General features: G+C 61.4%; 20 protein-coding genes, 1 tRNA gene and 1 pseudogene. 15 read left to right on the forward strand and 7 right to left on the reverse strand.

The window, feature by feature from the left end; genetic code table 11:
- The first annotated feature begins 111 nt into the window (after positions 1-111).
- On the forward strand, positions 112-1,053 hold the full coding sequence (locus ACQRBV_RS01920; RefSeq protein WP_411984479.1) for a YgfZ/GcvT domain-containing protein: 942 nt from the start codon (positions 112-114) through the stop codon (positions 1,051-1,053).
- Between the two features lie 36 nt (positions 1,054-1,089).
- Positions 1,090-1,911: an HDOD domain-containing protein gene (locus ACQRBV_RS01925; protein WP_090366225.1), complete on the forward strand. Its 822-nt coding sequence runs from the start codon at positions 1,090-1,092 to the stop codon at positions 1,909-1,911.
- On the opposite strand, the gene ACQRBV_RS01930 is transcribed toward ACQRBV_RS01925, so the two are convergent.
- Both ACQRBV_RS01930 and ACQRBV_RS01935 read right to left on the reverse strand, forming a co-directional pair.
- Complete coding sequence (locus ACQRBV_RS01930; protein ID WP_411984478.1) at positions 1,912-3,297, reverse strand: sensor histidine kinase; 1,386 nt, start codon at positions 3,295-3,297, stop codon at positions 1,912-1,914. It lies immediately after the preceding gene.
- A complete protein-coding gene (locus tag ACQRBV_RS01935; RefSeq protein ID WP_104995785.1) occupies positions 3,290-3,961 on the reverse strand; it encodes a response regulator in 672 nt (223 codons plus the stop codon). The genes ACQRBV_RS01930 and ACQRBV_RS01935 overlap by 8 nt, the downstream gene beginning before the upstream one ends.
- Positions 3,962-4,195: 234 nt before the next feature.
- Here ACQRBV_RS01935 and ACQRBV_RS01940 point away from each other — a divergent pair, with 234 nt between their 5' ends.
- The 6 genes from ACQRBV_RS01940 (at position 4,196) to ACQRBV_RS01965 (ending at position 10,686) form a co-directional block, all read left to right on the forward strand.
- Positions 4,196-5,485 carry an OprD family porin gene (locus ACQRBV_RS01940; protein ID WP_244384060.1) on the forward strand — a complete coding sequence of 430 codons (1,290 nt, stop codon included), beginning with the start codon at positions 4,196-4,198 and terminating at the stop codon, positions 5,483-5,485.
- Positions 5,486-5,521: 36 nt separating this feature from the next.
- Positions 5,522-6,502, forward strand: a complete 981-nt coding sequence (locus ACQRBV_RS01945) for a Bug family tripartite tricarboxylate transporter substrate binding protein (protein WP_104995783.1) — start codon at positions 5,522-5,524, stop codon at positions 6,500-6,502.
- Positions 6,503-6,648: 146 nt separating this feature from the next.
- Complete coding sequence (locus ACQRBV_RS01950; protein ID WP_060753721.1) at positions 6,649-7,107, forward strand: tripartite tricarboxylate transporter TctB family protein; 459 nt, start codon at positions 6,649-6,651, stop codon at positions 7,105-7,107.
- A 1-nt stretch (position 7,108) separates the two neighbouring features.
- On the forward strand, positions 7,109-8,623 hold the full coding sequence (locus ACQRBV_RS01955) for a tripartite tricarboxylate transporter permease (RefSeq protein ID WP_060753722.1): 1,515 nt from the start codon (positions 7,109-7,111) through the stop codon (positions 8,621-8,623).
- A complete protein-coding gene (locus tag ACQRBV_RS01960; RefSeq protein WP_411984477.1) occupies positions 8,616-9,644 on the forward strand; it encodes an AbrB family transcriptional regulator in 1,029 nt (342 codons plus the stop codon). The genes ACQRBV_RS01955 and ACQRBV_RS01960 overlap by 8 nt, the downstream gene beginning before the upstream one ends.
- Before the next feature lie 103 nt (positions 9,645-9,747).
- Positions 9,748-10,686, forward strand: a complete 939-nt coding sequence (locus tag ACQRBV_RS01965) for a YncE family protein (protein ID WP_244697843.1) — start codon at positions 9,748-9,750, stop codon at positions 10,684-10,686.
- Positions 10,687-10,704: 18 nt separating this feature from the next.
- On the opposite strand, the gene ung is transcribed toward ACQRBV_RS01965, so the two are convergent.
- Entirely contained in the window at positions 10,705-11,397 is a 693-nt protein-coding gene (gene ung, locus ACQRBV_RS01970; RefSeq protein WP_060753725.1) for a uracil-DNA glycosylase, read from the reverse strand.
- Positions 11,398-11,532: 135 nt separating this feature from the next.
- Between ung and ACQRBV_RS01975 the strand changes: the two genes are divergently transcribed.
- The gene (locus ACQRBV_RS01975) at positions 11,533-12,645 is read left to right on the forward strand and encodes an enoyl-CoA hydratase/isomerase family protein (protein WP_411984476.1); all 1,113 of its coding nucleotides are present in this window, start codon (positions 11,533-11,535) and stop codon (positions 12,643-12,645) included.
- A 10-nt stretch (positions 12,646-12,655) separates the two neighbouring features.
- On the opposite strand, the gene ACQRBV_RS01980 is transcribed toward ACQRBV_RS01975, so the two are convergent.
- Together ACQRBV_RS01980 and ACQRBV_RS01985 are read right to left on the reverse strand one after the other, a co-directional pair.
- Positions 12,656-13,096: a DUF3757 domain-containing protein gene (locus ACQRBV_RS01980; RefSeq protein WP_060753727.1), complete on the reverse strand. Its 441-nt coding sequence runs from the start codon at positions 13,094-13,096 to the stop codon at positions 12,656-12,658.
- A gap of 145 nt (positions 13,097-13,241) precedes the next feature.
- Positions 13,242-13,595 carry a hypothetical protein gene (locus tag ACQRBV_RS01985; protein ID WP_411984475.1) on the reverse strand — a complete coding sequence of 118 codons (354 nt, stop codon included), beginning with the start codon at positions 13,593-13,595 and terminating at the stop codon, positions 13,242-13,244.
- Positions 13,596-13,856: 261 nt separating this feature from the next.
- On the opposite strand from ACQRBV_RS01985, the gene ACQRBV_RS01990 reads away from it, so the two are divergent.
- From ACQRBV_RS01990 to ACQRBV_RS02015, 6 genes and pseudogenes are all read left to right on the forward strand, one after another.
- Positions 13,857-15,479, forward strand: coding sequence for a methyl-accepting chemotaxis protein (locus tag ACQRBV_RS01990; protein ID WP_205344815.1), 1,623 nt, complete (start codon positions 13,857-13,859; stop codon positions 15,477-15,479).
- 85 nt (positions 15,480-15,564) lie between these two features.
- Positions 15,565-15,777 (forward strand): cysteine-rich CWC family protein, encoded by a 213-nt coding sequence (locus ACQRBV_RS01995; protein WP_090366243.1) that lies wholly within the window; start codon positions 15,565-15,567, stop codon positions 15,775-15,777.
- Complete coding sequence (locus ACQRBV_RS02000) at positions 15,777-16,469, forward strand: pseudouridine synthase (protein ID WP_411984474.1); 693 nt, start codon at positions 15,777-15,779, stop codon at positions 16,467-16,469. The genes ACQRBV_RS01995 and ACQRBV_RS02000 overlap by 1 nt, the downstream gene beginning before the upstream one ends.
- A 303-nt stretch (positions 16,470-16,772) precedes the next feature.
- Positions 16,773-17,657 carry an alpha/beta fold hydrolase gene (locus ACQRBV_RS02005; RefSeq protein WP_411984473.1) on the forward strand — a complete coding sequence of 295 codons (885 nt, stop codon included), beginning with the start codon at positions 16,773-16,775 and terminating at the stop codon, positions 17,655-17,657.
- 221 nt (positions 17,658-17,878) lie between these two features.
- A tRNA-Gly gene (locus ACQRBV_RS02010) sits at positions 17,879-17,952 on the forward strand.
- Positions 17,953-18,039: 87 nt separating this feature from the next.
- Positions 18,040-18,263: pseudogene (locus tag ACQRBV_RS02015) on the forward strand (DNA-binding protein); the annotation flags it as partial.
- On the opposite strand, the gene ACQRBV_RS02020 reads toward ACQRBV_RS02015, so the two are convergent.
- Together ACQRBV_RS02020 and ACQRBV_RS02025 are read right to left on the reverse strand one after the other, a co-directional pair.
- A complete protein-coding gene (locus ACQRBV_RS02020; RefSeq protein ID WP_411984472.1) occupies positions 18,248-19,444 on the reverse strand; it encodes an MFS transporter in 1,197 nt (398 codons plus the stop codon). The pseudogene ACQRBV_RS02015 and the gene ACQRBV_RS02020 overlap by 16 nt on opposite strands.
- Complete coding sequence (locus tag ACQRBV_RS02025; protein ID WP_411984471.1) at positions 19,441-20,604, reverse strand: MFS transporter; 1,164 nt, start codon at positions 20,602-20,604, stop codon at positions 19,441-19,443. The genes ACQRBV_RS02020 and ACQRBV_RS02025 overlap by 4 nt, the downstream gene beginning before the upstream one ends.
- Between the last annotated feature and the right edge of the window lies 1 nt (position 20,605).

The following is a 20,605-nucleotide window of genomic DNA, read 5'->3' on the forward strand; positions in this document are numbered from 1 at the left end:
ACAGGCCCGACGGCGGTGGAACAGTCGGCTTTGGTCGCCCCTTACGGAAACTATCCATTTGCCGGGCGCCCCTCTATGATGCACCCATGACTTTTTGACCTGCGATGACCCATGGCTGACTCTGCTTTTTTCTGCCCCTTGTCCCACGAAGGCGTTCTCGCCGTCCGCGGCGCCGACGCTGCCAAATTCCTGCAAGGGCAACTGACCTGCAACCTCAATTACCTGAGTGACACTCAAGCCAGCCTCGGCGCGCGCTGCACCCAGAAAGGGCGTATGCAGTCGAGCTTTCGCATCCTGCTGCAAGGCGACGGCGTGCTGCTGGCAATGGCCACCGAATTGCTCGAACCGCAACTGGCGGACCTGAAAAAGTACGCGGTGTTCTCCAAGTCCAAACTCACTGACGAAAGCGCCGCCTGGGCACGCTTTGGTCTGGCGGATGCGGATCAGGCCCTGGCCAGCCTCGGCCTTCAATTGCCTGACGCGACCGACAGCGTCGTACGTACCGACTCGCTGATCGCCATCCGTGTGTCCCCCGGCCGCGCCGAACTCTGGGCCCCTGCCGAACAAGCCGAAGCCCTGCACGCGCAACTCAATGCACAGTTGAAGGAAGCCGGCTTGAATGACTGGCTGCTCGGCCAGATCCGCGCCGGCATCGGCCAGGTCATGCCGCAAACGCGCGAACTGTTCATTCCACAGATGCTCAACCTGCAGGCCGTAGGCGGCGTCAGCTTCAAGAAAGGTTGCTACACCGGCCAGGAAATCGTCGCCCGCATGCAATACCTGGGCAAGCTCAAGCGACGCCTGTATCGCCTGAGTCTCAACGCGGTCGAACTGCCCGAGCCCGGCACCCCGCTGTTCTCTCCCAGCCACAACAGCTCGATCGGCGAAGTGGTGATCGCGGCAAAAGCTGACTCATCCGTTGAACTTCTGGCGGTGTTGCAAGCCGAAGCTGCCGACAGCGGCGATGTGCACTTGGGCACCCTGGAAGGCCCTGGCCTGCAACTGCTCGACCTGCCTTACCCACTGGATCGCGATAAAGAGATCCAGCGTTAATCGCCGTACCTTTTTGCAGCACCCTAGAGAGCATGAATGAACAAGCTGGCGGAAAAAGTTCAACAGGCTTTGGTGAAGGCCATCGACAACGATGACCTGGTTCTGCCGACATTACCGGAAGTGGCCCTGAAGATTCGCCAAGCCGCGGAAGACCCGGATATCAGCATCAGCCACTTGAGCAAGGTGATCGGTCGCGATACCGCTTTGTCGGCGCGACTGATCAAAGTGGTCAACAGCCCACTGTTGCGCGCAACCCAGGAAGTCACCGACCTGCATACCGCCATCACCCGGCTGGGCACCAACTACAGCAGCAACCTGGCCATCGGCCTGGTGATGGAGCAAATCTTCCACGCCCGCTCCGAAGTGGTCGAGTTGAAAATGCGTGAAGTCTGGCGGCGCAGCCTGGAAGTGGCAGGCGTCAGCTATGCCCTGTGCCGCCGCTTCAGCCAGTTGAAGCCGGACCAGGCAGCCCTTGGCGGGCTGGTCCACCAGATCGGCGTGCTGCCGATCCTCACCTATGCCGAAGACCACTACGAACTGCTCTCGGACCCGGTCAGCCTGAATCACGTCATCGACAGCATTCACCCGGTGCTCGGGAACAAACTGCTGCGCGTCTGGGATTTCCCGGAGATGCTGGCCAACCTGCCGGTGCAATACCTGGACCTGGAGCGTGACTCGGCGAAGCTGGACTACATTGACCTGGTACAGATCGCCAACCTGTATTGCCACCGAGGCACCGGCCACCCGTTGGCGAACGTACCGGTATCGACATTGCCGTCCGCCAGGAAACTGCGCACAGATCTCTACAGCGATGCCCTTCTGACAGAGCTGGATGAAGCACGCTCGATGTTTTACTGATCACCCCGCGATAAAACTCACCCGCACTTTCAACCCCGCCGATTCACCGTCGTGCAAACTGATCTGCGCCAGATGCGCCCGGCAGATCTCCCCGACAATCGCCAACCCCAGTCCCGAACCCACGCCCTGCTGGCTACGGCGGTAGAAACGTTCGAAAACCCGGTCCCGCTCATCCAGCGGGATACCTGGCCCATCATCCTCGACCTCCAGCACGGCCGGGGCCATGACCCGCAGGATCACATTGCCGCCAGGCGGGGTGTGGGCGAGTGCGTTATCCACCAGGTTGCTCAGCAGTTCATTCAACAACGTCGGCTCGCCGCGCAGCCACACCGGTTCATCGGCTTCCAGGGCCAGGGCGACACCCCGCGCATGGGCCAGCGGCGCCATGGCCATGCCCAGTTCCCGCGCCAGTTGGCTGAGGTCGAGTAGCTGCGCGCCACCCTCGGCAATCGCCCGGGCGCCGTTTTCGATGCGCGCCAGGGACAACAATTGATTGGCCAAGTGCGTCAGGCGGTCGGTGCCCTGGGCCGCCGTCTCCAGGGTGCTGCGCCAGGTGCCGGGGTCTTCGGCACGCAGGCCCAGTTCCAGCCGAGCCTTCAATGCGGCCAACGGGGTACGTAACTCGTGGGAGGCGTCGGCAATGAACTGCGCCTGGCGCTCGAACTGGCCGCGCAGACGTTCGGTGAAGTGGTTGATGGAACGCACCAGAGGGCCAAACTCATGCTGCACTTCCACCAACGGCAGCGGCCGCAAGTCGTCGGGCTGACGCTCCTCCACCGCCGTACGCAGGCGCTCCAGCGGGCGCAGCGCCGCGCTCACGGCAAACCACACCAACAGCAACGCGCCGATGGCCAGCATGCCCAAGCGCAGCAAGGTGTCGGCCATCAGGCTACGCGCCATGGCGACGCGCGCCTCCTGCGTCTCGGCGACGCGAATTTCCGCCATGCCGTTCATATTCGGTTCGGAGACCGCCTTGAGCAGGCTCACCACCCGCACGGACTGGCCCTGATACTTGGCGTCATAGAAGCGCGCCAGGGCCGGGTAATCATCGGTGCGCGGTGTGCCGGGCGGCGGGCCGGGAAGGTGTTCGTAGCCCGAGATCAGCTTCTGATCGATGTCATTGACCTGGTAATAAATGCGCCCGGCACTGTCATAGGCGAAGGTATCCAGGGCCACATACGGCACATTGGCACTTAGGGTGCCATCGACCTGGGTCAAACCGGCGGCGATCGTCCGCGCCGAGGCCAGCAGCGTGCGGTCATAGGCGGTATCGGCGGCTTCGCGTCCATTCCAGTAAGCGCTCATGCCGCTGGCGAGCATCAACACCACCAGCAGCAGCGCCAGGTTCCACAGCAGCCGCCAACGCAGGCTGCTGGGCTTATGCATCACGCGCTTCCAGCAAGTACCCCAGGCCGCGGAATGTCACGATGGCGATGGGTTGCCCATCGAGCTTCTTGCGCAGGCGATGCACGTAGATTTCGATCGCATCGGGGCTGGCTTCCTCGTCCAGGCCGAACACCTGGGAAGCCAGTTGCTCCTTGCTCATCACACGGCCCGGGCGCGCAATCAAAGCCTCCAGGACCGCTTGCTCGCGAGAGGTCAACGTCATCAACTCGCCCCCCACCGTGAACCGTCGGGTATCCAGGTCGTAGACCAGCACACCGCAGGTCTGCTGACGCTCGCCGCCGAGTACGCTGCGGCGCAACAGTGCCTTGACCCGCGCTTCCAGTTCCGTCAGTTCAAACGGCTTGGCGAGGTAGTCGTCGGCGCCCAGGTTCAGGCCATGCACGCGGTCCTTCACATCACTGCGCGCCGTCAGCATCAGCACCGGCAGGTTCTTGCCGCGTGCCCGCAAGCGTGCAAGCACCTCGAAACCATCCATGCGCGGCAGCCCGACATCGAGGACCACCACCGCATACTCCTCGCTGCCCAAGGCCAGATCCGCAGCCACCCCATCGTGCAGCACATCGACGGTCAAGCCCGTGCTCTTGAGCGCCTGGGCGACACTTTCGGCGAGCTGCAGATGGTCTTCAACCAAGAGGACACGCATGGATTTTCACCTCATTCGGGCATGGTCGACGCCACGCTTTGCGAGGCAGTTTACAGACGCCGCCTGGCCTGTGAAGCCCGAAAACATTGAAAGACAACTGAAAGGTTAGTGAAAGGTTCGCCCTTTAGCATCCCGTTACGGTGGTCTATGCCCACCCCGTTGCCTGAGCGCAACGCTCGAAAAACGCCTCGAAGCGTTTTCGCCAAAATAAGAACAATAACGGAGTACACCCCCATGCTGTCGACACAGCCCCAGGCTCGCCCGCCTGTCCGGTTTTCCCGCCTGACCCACACCGCCCTCGCCAGTGCCGCTGCGCTTGCCGGCTTTGCGCCGCTTAGCCAGGCCGCCTTCTTCGAAGACAGCAGCGCGACCCTGGAAACCCGCAACATGTACTTCAACCGCGACTTTCGTGACGGCACCAGCGCGCAGCAATCCAAGCGTGACGAATGGGCCCAGGGCTTCATGCTCAACCTGCAATCGGGCTACACCGACGGCACTGTCGGGTTTGGCGTGGATGCGCTGGGCATGCTCGGGGTCAAGCTCGACTCCAGCCCCGACCGCACCGGCACCGGCCTGCTGCCCACCGACGACGGTCGTGCGGTCGACGAGTACAGCAAACTCGGCCTGACCGGCAAAGTGAAGATCTCCGCCACCGAACTGAAAATCGGCGCACTGATCCCCGAACTGCCGATCCTCAAGCCCAACGACGGCCGCATCCTGCCGCAGACGTTCAACGGCGGCCTGCTCACCTCGAAAGAATTCAAGAACCTGGTATTCACCGGTGGCCGCCTGGACAAAGCCAAGGACCGCGATTCTACCGACTACGAAGACATCGCCCTCAACAACAAGAACAGCCGTTTCGTCGGCGGCGCCACCGGCAAGCACTTCAACTTCGGCGGCGTCGACTACAAGTTCGCCGACAAAATCACCGGCAGTTACCACTTCGCCCAGCTCGATGACGTCTACCGCCAGCACTTCCTCGGCCTGGTGGCCTCGCGCCCGATGGGCCCGGGCACCTTTGGCGCCGACCTGCGCCTGGCCATCAGCGATGACACCGGTGCGGCCCGCGGCGGCAACATCGACAACACCTCCCTCAACGGCCTCTTCAGCTATGCCCTCAATGGCCATAAGCTCAGCGCCGGTTACCAGCACATGTCCGGCGACAGCGCCTTTCCTTATGTGGATGGCAGCGACCCGTACCTGGTCAACTTCGTACAGATCAACGACTTTGCCGGCGCCGAAGAACGCTCCTGGCAAGCGCGCTATGACTACGACTTCGCCAAACTGGGGATTCCCGGCCTGAGCTTCATGAGCCGCTACATCTCGGGCGACCACATCAGGCTCAAGAACGGCGAGACCGGCAAAGAGTGGGAACGCAACAGCGAGATCCGCTACGTGGTGCAAAGCGGCACGTTCAAGGACGTCGCCGTGCGCCTGCGCAATGCCACGTACCGTTCCAACTATTCGGCCCGTGATGCGGATGAAGTACGCCTGTTGGTCAGTTACAGCCTGGCGCTTTGGTAGTCAAACAAGCTCATAACAACAAAGACGGAGAGACCCATGACCTTTTCACTGCGTAAATTGGCCCTTGCCGCCGGCTGCATGCTGTTCGCCGGCCAGCTGCTGGCCGACGAACCCAAGCGCCCGGAATGCATCGCCCCGGCCTCCCCCGGCGGTGGGTTTGACCTGACCTGCAAACTGGCGCAAAGCGCGCTGGTCAACGAAAAACTGCTGAGCAAGCCGATGCGCGTGACCTACATGCCCGGCGGCGTAGGCGCGGTGGCCTACAACGCGGTGGTAGCACAGCGCCCTGCAGATGCCGGCACGCTGGTCGCATGGTCCAGCGGTTCGCTGCTGAACCTCGCGCAAGGCAAGTTCGGTCGCTTCGATGAAAGCGCCGTGCGTTGGTTGGCGGCGGTCGGCACCAGCTACGGGGCTATCGCGGTGAAAGCCGATTCGCCCTACAAGAACCTCGACGATCTGGTCAAAGCCCTGAAGAAAGATCCGGGCAGCGTGGTCATCGGCTCCGGCGGCACCGTCGGCAGCCAGGACTGGATGCAAACTGCGCTCATCGCCAAGGCCGCTGGGATCAACCCGCGTGAGCTGCGCTATGTGGCGCTTGAAGGCGGCGGTGAAATCGCCACCGCCTTGCTCGGTGGCCACATTCAGGTGGGCAGTACCGACATTTCCGACTCCATGCCGCACATCCTGAGCGGCGACATGCGCCTGCTGGCGGTGTTCTCCGAGCAGCGCCTGGACGAGCCGGAAATGAAGAACATTCCCACCGCCAAAGAGCAAGGCTACGACATCGTCTGGCCCGTGGTACGTGGCTTCTACCTCGGGCCAAAAGTCAGCGATGCCGACTACGCTTGGTGGAAGGATGCGTTCGACAAACTGCTGGCTTCCGAGGAGTTCGCCAAGTTGCGTGACCAGCGCGAGTTGTTCCCGTTCGCCATGACCGGCCCGGAGCTGGACACCTACGTGAAGAAACAGGTGGCTGACTACAAAGTGCTGGCCAAAGAGTTCGGCCTGATCCAGTAATCGCCCCCAGCCATGTAATGCCGCTGTAGGAGCGAGCTTGCTCGCGAAGAACTCAAGGGCGCCCCGTGTATTCAGACGGCACGCGTCATCGTTGGCGTTTTTCGCGAGCAAGCTTGCTCCTACAAAAGTCGGCTTTGGAGTCTCCTATGCTCTTACAACGCATTTTCGCCTCGGTGATGCTGCTGGTCTGCGCGGGCCTCGCGCTGATGGCCTGGCCGTATCAGGCGTCGTTTTCCTACGAGCCGGTCGGGCCTCGCGCCTACCCGCTGTTGATGCTCGGGCTGATGAGCCTGGGCCTGCTCTACATGCTGTTTCGCCCACAGCCGACCAAGCACACGGAAGAAGAACCGGCGCTGGACCGTGAAACCCTGATCAAGATCGGCATCTGCGTGGTCTTGCTGCTGATCTTTGCCGGCACCTTCGAATCCCTGGGTTTCATCCTCAGCAGCATGTTGATCGGTATTCCGATGGCACGGCTGTATGGCGGCCGCTGGTTGCCCGGTGCGGTGATCATCACCTTGATGAGCGTCGGCCTTTATCTGCTGTTCGATAAGGCCATGGACGTACCGCTGCCCCTCGGCCTGCTCGACGTTCTGGAGAACTGATATGGATACTTTCGGCTATTTGGGCCAGGGCTTCGGCGTTGCACTGAGCCCCTACAACCTGGTGACCGCGCTGTGCGGCACCTTGATCGGCACCGTGGTCGGCCTGTTGCCGGGCCTGGGGCCCATCAACGGCGTGGCGCTGTTGATCCCCATCGCCTTCGCCCTGGGCCTGCCGCCGGAGTCGGCGTTGATCCTGCTGGCCGCCGTGTACCTGGGTTGCGAGTACGGCGGGCGTATCAGCTCGATCCTGCTGAACATCCCCGGCGAAGCCTCCACCGTGATGACCACCCTCGACGGTTACCCGATGGCCCGCAAAGGCCTGGCCGGTGTGGCGCTGTCGTTGTCCGCCTGGAGTTCGTTCATCGGTGCGTTCATCGCCACCTGCGGCATGGTGTTGTTCGCGCCGCTGCTGGCCAAATGGGCGATTGCCTTCGGCCCGGCGGAATATTTCGTCCTGATGGTGTTCGCGATTGTCTGCCTCGGCGGCATGGCCGGTGACAAGCCGTTGAAAACCTTTGTCGCCGCGCTGATCGGCCTGTTCCTCTCGGCGGTCGGCATCGACGCCAACAGCGGCGTGTACCGCTTTACCGGCGACAATATCCACCTCACCGACGGCATCCAGTTCGTGGTGCTGGTGCTGGGCCTGTTCTCCATCAGCGAGATCCTGTTGTTGCTGGAAAAAACCCACCGGGGCCAGGAAGCGGTCAAAGCCACCGGACGCATGATGTTCAACCTGAAGGAAGCGGGCGCGGTATTTGTGGTGAATATCCGTTGCGGCTTGCTCGGTTTCATCATGGGCGTGCTGCCTGGCGCCGGGGCCACCCTGGCCTCAGCCGTTGCCTACATGACCGAAAAACGCATGGCCGGCGCCGGCGGCAAATTCGGCCAAGGTGACATGCGCGGCCTCGCGGCCCCGGAAACCGCGATCGGCGCGTCCGCCTGCGGCGCCCTGGTCCCGATGCTGACCCTGGGCGTTCCCGGTTCGGGCACCACGGCGGTGATGATCGGCGCCCTCTCTCTGTACAACATCACCCCTGGCCCGCTGCTGTTCCAACAGCAACCCGACATCGTCTGGGGCCTGATCGCGTCGTTGTTTATCGCCAATATCATGCTGGTGATCCTCAACATCCCGATGATCCGCATCTTCACGCGCATCCTCGCCGTACCGAACTGGGCGCTGGTGCCGGTGATCGCCATCATCACCGCGATCGGGGTGTACGCCGTGCACGCCACCACCTTCGACCTGTTCCTGATGATCGGCATCGGTATCTTCGGCTACATCCTGCGCAAGCTCGACTTCCCGCTGTCGCCGGTGCTGCTGGGCTTTATCCTCGGCGGCCTGATGGAGCAGAACCTGCGCCGTGCGCTGTCGATTTCCAACGGCGCGCTGGACATCCTCTGGTCGAGCCCGATCACCTTCGGTGTGTGGGTGTTGACGGTGCTGATGCTGGCCTTCCCGCTGGTGCGTATCTACCGCAAACGTGCCCTGCAGCGTCGTGCCGTGGCCGATGTCTGAGGCCACCTTTAAACATTGGTGGGGCACACCGCTGGTCGGCCTGGCCGGCGGTTACCTGGCCAGCCTCGTCGGCTGGCCTTTGCCGTATATGGTCGGCTCGTTGCTGGCGATCATCCTGGTGCGCTGCCTGACTCCCTGGCAATTGGCCGAGATCCCCGGCGGGCGCAAATGCGGCCAATGGGTGGTCGGCATCGGTATCGGCCTGCACTTCACCCCCGTGGTGATCGAACAGGTGATGAGCCACTTCGGGCTGATCTTCTTCGGTGCGCTGGTCACCAGCCTGTCGAGCGTGGTCGGTGTGTGGTTGATGCGCCGTAGCGGCGAAGACCGCGCCACCGCGTTTTTCTCGAGCATGCCGGGCGGTTCCGGCGAGATGGTCAACCTCGGTTCACGCAATGGTGCGGTGCTCAGCCGGGTCGCGGCGGGGCAAAGTTTGCGGGTGCTGGTGGTGGTGCTGTGTGTACCGGCGATCTTCAAGTACGTGCTGGAAGGCGGCACGCCACAGTTTCATCCGGCGCCGGTGAGTTGGCCTTGGCTGCTGGCGTTGTTTCCTATCGGCGCGCTGATGGCCTGGGGCTGGCAGCGTTTGCGCCAACCGAACCCTTGGCTGTTCGGGCCATTGCTGGTGAGTGCCACCGCCAGCGTTGTGTGGGACTTGCATATCGGCCTGCCCGACGGCGGCAGCCAGATCGGCCAATGGCTGATCGGCAGCGGCCTGGGCTGCCACTTCAACCGGCAGTTCTTCCGCCGCGCGCCCTCGTTCATCGGGCGCACCTTGATCGGCACGGCCTTGACCATGGCATTGGCGACTGTCGCCGCAGTGGGTTTGAGTGCATTGACCGGCCTTGACCTGCGCTCACTGACCTTGGGCATGATGCCCGGCGGCATCGCCGAAATGAGCCTCACCGCCGAGACCCTGCAACTGTCGGTGCCCCTGGTGACAGCGATGCAGGTGATGCGGTTGTTGTTTGTGTTGTTTCTGGCGGAGCCGTTGTTCAGGCGGTGGGATCGCCATCCCTGACCGACCACAGCCATTCGTCGGAACTGTCAATTCTCACAGCTAGCCATACTGATGTGCCGTCGTTTCAATCAACCCAACCACCTAATCCATCAAAGGAAAGGTTATGAAACGCACCGTGCACCTCACTCAGCAGCAAAGCGACGACGTGGAGCCTGAAGGCATTGTCGACGTAATACACCTTACAGACACACCAAGCCGCCTATTGGTCAACCAGGACGGAACACGCCTATATGTTGCCAGCACTAACGGTGAGTCCGTAACGATCATCGATACTGCGAGCAATGCCATCATCCACACGGTTGAAGGTCACGGAGCTCCACTCTGGCTGGTCCTTCACCCGACACGCCCGTGGCTCTATATCAGCTATGCGAACCGCCCCGGCAACCCTGTCATCGTGGTGATCAGTATCACTACCTTTGATGTACTCGACACGTTGAGCGGCTTTATCTCCATCAACGGCATTGCAATTAACTCGAGTGGGTTGCGGCTTTATGCACCAGACAGAGCCGGCGAGCTGGATATCATTGAAATCAGCAATCCTCAGCAACGCATCAAACTGAGATTCGACGCTGCGCCCGACATCGTCACAATCGCACCTGGGAATGCACGAGCCCACTTGGCCAACGGGTTCGCGAGTTGGTTCACGGTCCATCTGGGGACCAATCGTTTGGTGAGTACGGTCAATACCCAAGTTCCCGGCCAGCCTTCCACTATCGCTCATGCTACTCACATCGCCCGCATCTACATCCTTTACCCGACCGCCAACCAGATTTACATAGGCGACACCACCACTAGCAGACACAGCCGAATCCTGAGCAACCTGCTGCAACCATGGGATATCACGTTCAATAGCATGCGTGGGCTGGCCTACGTCACGGAAACCCAAGGCCACCGGGTCAGTATCCTCAATACCACCAGCGAAAGCGTCATCGGCACCTTTGAGGGGTTCAACAGGCCCATGGGGATTTGCAGCACCAGTGATGGCCGTATGGCCTATGTCGCCAACAGCGGCGACAACACTATTGCTCGAGTAAGACTTTAAGTCTGGGCCGCTCCGGGTTCAGATTGGAGGCAAGCGCCAATCAATCGGCGTCTCGCCATTCTGCTCAAGAAACTTGTTGGCACGGCTGAAGTGCCCACACCCCAGGAACCCGCGATACGCCGACAACGGCGAGGGATGCACCGAGGTCAGCACCAGGTGCTTGGTGGCATCGATCAGCTTCTGCTTGCTCTGGGCATGCGCGCCCCAAAGCAGGAACACCAGGTGCGGTTGGTGCTGGCTGACCACTTCGATAATCCGATCGGTAAAGAACTGCCAGCCCTTGCCCGCGTGGGCGTTGGCATTGGCGCGCTCGACGGTCATGGTGGTGTTGAGCAGCAGCACGCCCTGGTCGGCCCAGCTTTGCAGGCAGCCGTGGTTGGGGATATCGATATTCAGGTCGCGCTTGAGCTCTTTATAGATATTGACCAGCGACGGCGGCGTCGGCACGCCCGGTTGTACCGAGAAGCACAAGCCATGGGCCTGGCCGGGGCCGTGGTACGGGTCTTGGCCCAGGATCACCACCTTGACCTGGTCCAGCGGCGTGGAATTGAGCGCATTGAAAATCAGCGGGCCGGGCGGGTAGATCTCTTTGCCGGCCGCATGTTCCTGGCGCAGGAACTCGCGCAACTGGGCCATGTAGGGCTGTTCGAATTCGTCGCGCAGGGCGTGTTTCCAGCTGGGTTCGAGTTTGATACGGTCGCCGTCGGTCATCGTGTACTTGTCTTGTCAAAAGAATGAAGCGAACCCTAGGAAAGCCCACTCCGCTTGTCAATTGATCTGACACACCACCGGCACTTTCCTACCCAGCGATCATACTTATCTTTCAACCTATCGATTGAGGTCACGATGAACCTGCACTTCGAAGAGCTGACCTGCAGCGACGGTGCCCGCCTCGGCATCGCCAGCCTGGACGCGGAAAAATCTCTCAACGCCCTGTCCTTGCCCATGATCCTGGGCCTGAGCGAACGCCTGGAGGCGTGGGCCAAAGACCCGCATATCGTCTGCGTGCTGCTGCGCGGCAACGGCGCCAAAGCCTTTTGCGCCGGTGGCGAAGTACGCAGCCTGGCCCAGGCCTGTCGTGAACAGCCCGGCGCGGTGCCCGGCCTGGCCGCGCAGTTTTTTGCCGCCGAATATCGTCTCGACTATCGCCTGCACACCTATCCCAAGCCACTGATCTGTTGGGGCCACGGTTACGTGCTCGGCGGCGGCATGGGGTTGCTGCAAAGCGCAGCGGTGCGCATCGTGACGCCCAGCAGCCGCCTGGGTATGCCCGAAATCAGCATCGGCCTGTATCCGGACGTGGGCGCCGGCTGGTTTCTCTCGCGCCTGCCCGGCAAGTTGGGTGTGTTCCTCGGCCTTACCGGCGCGTCGATCAACGCTCGAGATGCCCTGGACCTGGGCCTGGCCGACCGTTTCCTGCGTGATGACCAACAAGAGACGCTGATCGAGGGCCTGCTGCGCCTGAACTGGCAGGAGCAGACCGCGAAACAGCTCAACAGCTTGCTCAAGGCCCTGAGCCAGGAAGCGCTTGGCCAGCAACCAGCAGCACAATGGCTACCGCGTCGTGCGCAGATCGACGAGTGGCTGGACGTGGGTGACGTACGTTGTGCCTGGCGCGCCCTGAGCCAGCTGCGCGAGCACACCGACCCGCTGTTGAGCCGCGCCGGCAAAACCCTCAGCGACGGTTGCCCGCTGACCGCGCATCTGCTGTGGGAGCATCTGCGGCGCGCCCGTCATCTGTCGTTGGCCCAGGTGTTCCAGGTGGAGTACACCTTGAGCCTCAATTGCTGCCGTCACCCCGAGTTTGCCGAAGGCGTACGCGCACGTTTGATCGACAAGGACCAGGCGCCCCACTGGCACTGGCCGGATATCGATACGATCCCGGACGCGGTAGTCCAGGCGCATTTCAACAAAGCCTGGGAAGGTCGCCACCCGCTGGCGGATTTGTCCGACTACTGACAGCTCATGCCTACCGACCGTTGACCCTGAACGCGCAGTTGTCGGGCTGGCTGTCGCGGCACAGAAAAACCTGTTGTTCGAAAGGAGCTTCGCCAGGCTCCCAATGCGAAGTACTGGTCAACGACATGTTGGTGACAAGGTCTCCCAGGGCCGGTCTCATGGCAACCAGGTTACCGCTGCCGCTGCGGTAGAGACATTTGTCCATGTAGCCGTCTTCCCGCTCTTGCCCGCTGCCCGGCATGAAGATTGCGCCGATAAACAGGTCGATAAAGTCACGGCTGTCGACCTTCGGGCTCTGCCACAGCAGTTGCTTGTCCACGGTTCTGAAATGCCCGTCGATGTACCGGATCGCGGAGGGATAGGGGCAGCCTTGCTCAGCCTGCACTTGGGCGATAGCGCTGAGCATCAAGATGCACAGGGCCACCTGCTGTTTGAATAGAGGGAGGTTCATTCGACGAGTCGCTCCACTGGACAAGCACAACGGCTTTCGTGCAGTGAAATATAGTTTGGCCCCAAAATATAGCTGTTAATTCTGACAGTACTTATAAACGCCAGGTATAAAAAAACGGCGCCTCATGCGCCGTTTCTTCCGCTCGTCAGCGATGCCCGCCGCGCCCGCCCCCATGATCGGAGCCGCGCCCGTGACCGCCGCCGTTACCCCAACGGCTGCCCCAGTCCTGATTTTGATAGGGTCGGTAGCCGGGCCGTGGGTAATAGCGCGGTGACAGCTGATAATACCGGGGTGCCGAGTAGTACCGCGGCGCTGAGTAATAGCGCGGTGCCGGCGCGTAGTAGCCGCGCCCGTAATAGGCAGGGCCGCCGTAGTAATAGGCCGGAGCCGGTGCGGTGTAGACTTCGGAGCGGTAGTAGGTGCCGCCTCCCTCGTAGTAAGGCACGCAAGCTGACAAGGTCAGGCCGAGTAAAGCAGTGAGCAGCAGTCGTCGATACATGGCGGCCTCCTGGACCGCGAGAGAGCACCTCCAGCGACGCTGGAGCGCGGCATTCAGCTTTCACTGAATGACGAAACATCTGACATCAAAAACAGAATCTGGTGCGTTTTCGCAACAACTTGATACATCCCTTCTGGCTTTATCGATTCAGTAAATTTATCTGGCATGCAACTTTGCCTGTTGCGATGATGTCACTATGACACCACCAAGGGCCAGGGAGGCTCTAGCGTGCCCTCTTCGCTACCCTTTCCGGAATCGCCCATGAAAATCTCAACCAAATTGCTGCTGTCATTTCTATTGTGTGCGCTAATCACTTTTGGGGTGGGCCTTCTAGGCATCAAAGGCGTGGTTCGTCTCTCCACGGCATTGGAACTGACGTTCTCCAACAACCTGGTCTCTGTGAGTAATACAGCCGCTACCCTCAACGGCCTTATGGCCCATAACCGCGGCATGTACCGCTTGATGGACGCCAGCAAAGGCGATGTTGCCCCACAGGATCGCGAACGCGTGCGCCAGGATATCGCCCAGGAGCTCAAGCGCAGCCAGGCTGCCTACGCCACCTATCGCGCAACGCCGCTGGAAGATGACGAACGGGTAGCAGGAGACAAGCTCGATCAGATGTGGCCCACCTACATCAGCAACTCCGAGCGCATCATTTCTCTGCTCGACGCCGGCCAGATCGATCAAGCCCGCACTCAGCTCAATACCACCAACAATGAACTGTTCCGTCAGGCACGCGAGCTGATCCGCATAATGGTCGAATCCAATAACCGCCAGATCAAGGAAGGCGCGATCGCTGCCGAGGAGCTGCGCAGTAGCGCCTTGACGTGGATGATCGGCGGCATTTTGCTGGCTTTCATCATCGCGATCATTGTTGGCGTGCTGATCACGCGCCTGATCACCCGCCCTATCGCCCAGGCCGTGGAAAGCGCCCAACGTATTGCTCAGGGTGATTTGACCCAGGCCATCATCACCGAACGTACCGACGAAGCGGGGCAACTGCTGATGGCGTTGTCGGGTATGCAGGGCGGCCTGAAAAGCACTCTCATGGAAATCGCCAACGCATCCGACCAGTTGGCCTCGGCGGCCGAAGAAATGAGTGCGGTCACCGATGAAAGCAGCCGTGGCCTGACGCGTCAGAATGATGAGATTCAACAAGCCGCCACCGCCGTCAACCAGATGACCGCCGCAGTGGAAGAAGTGGCCAGCAACGCAGTCTCCACCTCTGAAGTGTCGCGCCAGGCCACCACCGAGGCCGAAGATGGTCGCCAACAAGTGGAGCAGGCGGTGTCCGGCATGAACTCCATGGTGGTCGAGATCAACGGCTCCACGCAATCGGTTGCAGAGCTCGCCGGCCAGGTACGGGAAATCGGCAAGGTGATCGATGTGATCCGTGGCATTGCCGAACAGACCAACCTGCTGGCCCTTAACGCCGCCATTGAAGCCGCTCGTGCGGGTGAGCAGGGGCGTGGATTCGCGGTGGTCGCCGATGAAGTGCGGGCGCTGGCCCACCGTACCCAGACGTCCACAGTCGACATTGAAAAGATGATTGGTGAAGTGCAGATCGGCGCCGACAATGCCGTCGCGGCGATGAACAAGAGCCTGACCTGGGCCAACAACACTCAGGCCCTGGCGCAGAACGCCGGCGAGGCCCTGCAACGGATCACCACCAGTGTGGCGAAGATCAATGAACGCAACCTGGTGATCGCTTCGGCATCCGAGGAGCAGGCCCAGGTAGCGCGCGAGGTGGACCGCAACCTGCTGAACATCCAGGATCTGTCCACCCAGACGGCCGCCGGTGCGCATCAGACCAACGCCTCCAGCCAGGACCTGTCGCGCCTGGCCACCTCGTTCAACGTACTGGTCAGCAAGTTCCAGCTCTGAGTAGCCTGGGCAGGGACGGCCCTGTATCGTACAAGGCACACCGGGAACTCTCCGGAAACTTGCCCGACCCAGCCCGAACCTGCCCATGACCACGCCCACCCTCTGCCCTGCCTGCGGCGCCCGCAACGACTGCTCCCTGGCTGACCCGCGCACGGTCGACCAGGCGTGCTGGTGTTACAGCGTCACCATCGACCCGGCAGTCCTCCAGGCCCTGCCTGACGAATTGCGCAACCAGGCCTGCCTGTGCCCGCGCTGTGCTCAGGTCGATGAGCAGTTGCGTGGCAACGGGCCGACGTAATGCGGGTTGATCGTTTCCTCAGTAACCTGCCGCGGTTCAATCGCAAGCAAGTCCGCCTGCTGCTGGTTGAACGGCGGGTGTCGGTCGATGGTGTAGCGGTCAGCGACCCGCATCACGACGTGCGGGCCTTCAGCCGCGTGTGCGTTGACGACGATGTGCTGCAGGCCGGCAAACCGGCGCGCTACTTCATGCTGCACAAACCTCAGGGTTGCGTAAGCGCCACGGCCGACCCGCAACACCGCACCGTGCTGGATCTACTGGATGAGCCGGACAAAGAGGAGCTGCACATTGCCGGCCGACTGGATTTCAACACCACCGGCCTGATGCTGATCACCAACGACGGCCAATGGTCGCGCCGCCTCACGCAACCGCAGACCAAACTGCCCAAGGTCTACCGGGTGCAGACCGAGCAGGACATTGGCCCGGAATACGCGGCGACCTTCGCTGCGGGCCTGTATTTTGCGTTTGAAGACCTCACCACCCAACCGGCCGAATTGGCACTGCTGGGCCCCAGAACCGCACGCTTGAGCATCATTGAAGGCCGTTACCATCAGGTCAAGCGCATGTTCGGGCACTTCAATAACAAGGTGATCGGCCTGCATCGCGAGCGAATGGGCCCGCTGGCGCTGGATGCAGCCCTTGAGCCGGGCCAGTATCGCGCGCTGACTGCGGATGAAATCCGACAGATATGACGACCGTTCGGCCGGTAGTGGCAAAAACCCATTTCTGTGGCTTGCGACTTCCGGGGTCAGGTGCTTGAATCACACCGTCAGCCAAAATATGACTGACGAGTCGCCTATAACCTCCAAGAAACACTTTGCCCCGCCCGCGCCTGATCCATGGGCCTTCCCGGCAAACAGCCCGCCATAACAACACCCGTCGGCCAGCCGTTATCGGACCGACATGGGCCTCTCATTCCAGGCGTATGCCTACCTGTCATAAAGCTCGTGCAGAGTGTTCTGCGCGCCCTACCCGCTTGCCAGGAGTCTTATGACATGAGGCCAGAAATCGCTGTGTTGGATATACAGGGTCAGTATCGGGTTTACACGGAGTTCTATCGCGCGGAAGCTGCTGACAAGACCATCATCCTGGTCAACGGCTCCATGGCCACCACGGCATCTTTCGCCCAAACCGTGAAAAGCCTGTACCCGCAATTCAATGTGGTTTTGTACGACCAGCCCTACGCTGGCCGCTCGAAAATCCATAACCGCCATGAGCGCATGCTGACGAAAGAAGTCGAAGGCCAGATCCTGCTGGAGCTGATCGACCACTTCGCCGCTGAGCACGTACTGTCGTTCTCCTGGGGCGGTGCCGCCACGCTGGTCGCCCTTGCCCACCGCCCACGCCGTGTGGAAAAAGCGGTGATCAGCTCGTTTTCCCCAGTGATCAACGCGCCCATGCGCGATTACCTTGAACGCGGCGTCGACTACCTCGGCAACCTCGACCGTCACAACGTCGGCAACCTGGTCAACAGCACCATCGGCAAACACCTGCCATCGCTGTTCAAACGCTTCAACTACAAGCACGTGAGCAGCCTGGCCGAGCACGAATATGGGCAGATGCACTTTCACATCAGCCAAGTGTTGAACAGCGACCGGTTGTGCTACCTCAAGGCGGCCAAACAGATCGACATTCCGGTGCTGTTTGTGAATGGCGAATGGGACGAATACACCAGCGCCCAGGACGCCACGTTGTTCGGTCAACACGTGGCGAACAGCAGCTTCAGCACCATCCAGGCGACCGGGCACTTCCTGGACATGGAGCACAAGGCTGCATGCCGGGACACTCGGGATGCAGTGGTGGGTTTCCTCAAGCCAGAGCGTCAGGCCAGTCGATTGCGCTACCAACGGGGCCAGACGCAGCATGCCTTGGCAATTTGAAATATCGCTTACTGTGGCGAGCAAGCTTGCTTGCGCTGGGGTGCGAAGCAGCCCGACTGTTTTTATTTTAGGAGCGCGTCGCCCCCAGCGGGAGCAAGCTCCCTCGCCACAGGCACGCGTGCTCCTACAGTGGATCCAGTCGTCGACTAACGTAACCCACACATTTTTGAAGAAAAACTTCAAATCCCGGCGAACATCTGGTACAAAGTCAGCCGCTCTGAGCGGGTATAGTTTAATGGTAGAACAGTAGCTTCCCAAGCTTCCGACGAGGGTTCGATTCCCTCTACCCGCTCCACTCAAATTCGCGCTCCACGTCAGGTTGTTTTTTGACGCAGGATGCCTAAAAAAACCGGCCCTTTGAGGCCGGTTTTTTTTGCCCTACGCTAGGGCCGACGGTGACAATGAAGCGTTTCTTCGCGCCATCAGCTATGTGGCTAAAGAATGACAAAGGTTAACGCTGAAGCGGGCATGGGCCGTGAGAGCCTCTACAAAGCCCTTACTCCCGGCGCAAAACCTCGCGTTGAAAGCGTACTCAAAGCACTCCACTCCCTGGGTATCGATCTGTTTGCCCGAGCGGGACACACTGCCCATCACTCAATCATTTGAGCCGCCCCCCGCTGCACCACCCAAGCCAACGGCAACGTCACTAACAACACCCCTGCCAACACCATCACCGCAACCGGCACGCCCAGCGCATCCCCCACGCCACCCAACACCACCGGTGCCAGTGCTCCGCCCCCAATGGTGCCGGTATAGAACAGCGCGAACGCCTGTTCCCGCTTGCCCGCGCTCGCCAGGTCCGGCACGGCGCCGTACAACACCGAAGAGGTGCCATTGAGCACCAGACCGAGCACCGGCAGCATCACCATCAACCCGGCCAGTGGCAGGTAGACCGCCGCGACGATCAGCAGCGCGGTGCTGGTTTCCGTCAGCCATACAGTTTTCATCATGCCGATACGGGCGCCGAGGTAGCCACAAAAGAGCTTGCCGAACGCGCCGCCGATAAACAGCAGCGTCAGTGCCAAGCCAATGCCCGCCGTACCGGCGCCTTTGGCTTGCAGCAGGAACGGCAGGAACGTGAGAAACCCCATGCGCACGGCGCTGTCGAGGGTGCCGGTGAGGATCAGTGCGCGCAGGCCCGTGGCGGACCCTTTGCCGGTGAGGGGCTTTGCCTTTTTACTCGCCGTGGGTAGAGAAGACTGGCCAGGGATCAACCACCACAACAGCCCCGCCGCCAGCAGACCCAGCAAGCCCAGCAGTGTGGCACTGGCACGCCAACTGACCACGGTCAGCAGTAGGCCGACCAGCCCAGGAATCAGGGTTTTGCCGATGTCGCCGGAGAAGTTGTACTGGGACAGCGCTTGCTTGACGCCACCGCCATCCTCGTAGGCGTCGGTGATCATCGAGGACGCCAGCGGGTGTTGGGCGCTGGCGCCCAGGCCGCCGAGCAGCAGCGCCAGCAGCAACAGGCCGAGGCCGGTGGCTTGCCCGACCAACAAATAAGCGGCACCTGCCAGCGCCGTACCGCCCACCAGCATCGGCATGCGCCCCCAGCGCTTGGCCGCACGGCTGGCCATGAGTTGGAACACCGCCATCGTCCCGGAATAGGCGCCGCGCAACAGGCCGATCTGGGCGTAGGACAACGCGAACTGGGTTTGCCAGATCGGCAGCAGTACATAGATGACATCAGTGAGGCCATCGTGTACCGCATGGGCGCCGCAACCGGCGATGAGCGAGCGACGGCGCGAGGATCGTTCGGTTGCAGGCAAGGCGACCATATCGTTCATGGTGTCGGGACCCGTTCAGGCGTAAGGGGCTTCCAGCCGGTCTGGGCGATCAGCAGGGTGAGGAGTTGCACACCGATAATCAGGCTCACGCAACCGGGCCAGCCCCATTGCTCCCAGAGCAATGCAGGGATGATGGCGCCACAACTGCCGCCCAGGTAATAAAACGTGAGGTAGGCCCCCACCGCGCCAGCCTTGTTGTCACGGGCACTGGCAGCCGTGAAGGCATTGGCGGCGGTCTGCGCGAGAAATACCCCGGTGGAACTGAGGGCCAGCCCCACCACAATGCACCACAAGGGCGGCAACAGGGTCAGTGCCGAACCCGTGGCGCCGAGCACGACAGCAACACTCAGCAGCTCGGCATGGGGCCGGGCCTTGCCAAGACGGCCGGCAAGGGGAATCACCACCAGGGCCAGCAGGAAGACCATGTAGAGTGCGCCTAAGGCGGCAGGCCCGAGATGGTAAGGCGCCAAGCCCAGGTAGAGACCCGCGTAGGTAAACGCCGCAACCTGTGAAAACAGCACGCAAAAACCTACGGCGTAGGCCGCCAACAACGGTAGGCGAAAGACGCCCGCTGCGGTGGCTTTCAACTGCACCGCCCGTGGCCGATTGGCGGGCAATAGAAACTGGACAAACCCGCCCACCATCAAGCTCAGCACCGCCAGCCACTCAAAGGCCTCGCGCCAGCCCACATATTCTGTGATCACCCCCGTGACGAAGCGCCCGGCAAACCCGCCCAACACGGTGCCCGCCACATAGAGGCTGGTGACTTCAGTCACCGTACCGCCGCTCCAGCGATCGCCGATATACGCCACGCTGGTGGCAAACACCACCGGGATCAACATGCCTTCGACGAATCGCCACGCCAGCACTTCGGCGAAGCTGTCGGCATACGCCGTCATCAGCGCCGGCACTGCCAGCAACAACGCGGCCACAGCGATCACCGTGCGTTGTTCGAAACGCCCGGTCAGGCGGCTGACGAAAGGCGCGGTGATGGCCACAGCCAGGGTCGTCACCGTGATGCTCCACCCCGCCGCCTTGGCGCTGATCTGAAACTGCACGGCAAAGGTCTGGAGAATACTCTGGGTTGCATAGAGGTTGAGAAACGCCGCGCACCCACACAAAAACAGGGCAAGGCGGGCACAATGCAGGCGCGGTTTCATG

It is taken from the genome of Pseudomonas sp. R11F (assembly GCF_050312575.1).
Taxonomy (GTDB): domain Bacteria; phylum Pseudomonadota; class Gammaproteobacteria; order Pseudomonadales; family Pseudomonadaceae; genus Aquipseudomonas; species Aquipseudomonas palleroniana.

Bases quoted from the DNA above. Each gene is read 5' to 3' on its own strand.
- ACQRBV_RS01920 (WP_411984479.1), top strand. From the start codon at position 112: ATGGCTGACTCTGCTTTTTTCTGCCCCTTGTCCCACGAAGGCGTTCTC.
- ACQRBV_RS01925 (WP_090366225.1), top strand. From the start codon at position 1,090: ATGAACAAGCTGGCGGAAAAAGTTCAACAGGCTTTGGTGAAGGCCATC.
- ACQRBV_RS01930 (WP_411984478.1), bottom strand. From the start codon at position 3,297: ATGCATAAGCCCAGCAGCCTGCGTTGGCGGCTGCTGTGGAACCTGGCG.
- ACQRBV_RS01935 (WP_104995785.1), bottom strand. From the start codon at position 3,961: ATGCGTGTCCTCTTGGTTGAAGACCATCTGCAGCTCGCCGAAAGTGTC.
- ACQRBV_RS01940 (WP_244384060.1), top strand. From the start codon at position 4,196: ATGCTGTCGACACAGCCCCAGGCTCGCCCGCCTGTCCGGTTTTCCCGC.
- ACQRBV_RS01945 (WP_104995783.1), top strand. From the start codon at position 5,522: ATGACCTTTTCACTGCGTAAATTGGCCCTTGCCGCCGGCTGCATGCTG.
- ACQRBV_RS01950 (WP_060753721.1), top strand. From the start codon at position 6,649: ATGCTCTTACAACGCATTTTCGCCTCGGTGATGCTGCTGGTCTGCGCG.
- ACQRBV_RS01955 (WP_060753722.1), top strand. From the start codon at position 7,109: ATGGATACTTTCGGCTATTTGGGCCAGGGCTTCGGCGTTGCACTGAGC.
- ACQRBV_RS01960 (WP_411984477.1), top strand. From the start codon at position 8,616: ATGTCTGAGGCCACCTTTAAACATTGGTGGGGCACACCGCTGGTCGGC.
- ACQRBV_RS01965 (WP_244697843.1), top strand. From the start codon at position 9,748: ATGAAACGCACCGTGCACCTCACTCAGCAGCAAAGCGACGACGTGGAG.
- ung (WP_060753725.1), bottom strand. From the start codon at position 11,397: ATGACCGACGGCGACCGTATCAAACTCGAACCCAGCTGGAAACACGCC.
- ACQRBV_RS01975 (WP_411984476.1), top strand. From the start codon at position 11,533: ATGAACCTGCACTTCGAAGAGCTGACCTGCAGCGACGGTGCCCGCCTC.
- ACQRBV_RS01980 (WP_060753727.1), bottom strand. From the start codon at position 13,096: ATGAACCTCCCTCTATTCAAACAGCAGGTGGCCCTGTGCATCTTGATG.
- ACQRBV_RS01985 (WP_411984475.1), bottom strand. From the start codon at position 13,595: ATGTATCGACGACTGCTGCTCACTGCTTTACTCGGCCTGACCTTGTCA.
- ACQRBV_RS01990 (WP_205344815.1), top strand. From the start codon at position 13,857: ATGAAAATCTCAACCAAATTGCTGCTGTCATTTCTATTGTGTGCGCTA.
- ACQRBV_RS01995 (WP_090366243.1), top strand. From the start codon at position 15,565: ATGACCACGCCCACCCTCTGCCCTGCCTGCGGCGCCCGCAACGACTGC.
- ACQRBV_RS02000 (WP_411984474.1), top strand. From the start codon at position 15,777: ATGCGGGTTGATCGTTTCCTCAGTAACCTGCCGCGGTTCAATCGCAAG.
- ACQRBV_RS02005 (WP_411984473.1), top strand. From the start codon at position 16,773: ATGAGGCCAGAAATCGCTGTGTTGGATATACAGGGTCAGTATCGGGTT.
- ACQRBV_RS02020 (WP_411984472.1), bottom strand. From the start codon at position 19,444: ATGAACGATATGGTCGCCTTGCCTGCAACCGAACGATCCTCGCGCCGT.
- ACQRBV_RS02025 (WP_411984471.1), bottom strand. From the start codon at position 20,604: ATGAAACCGCGCCTGCATTGTGCCCGCCTTGCCCTGTTTTTGTGTGGG.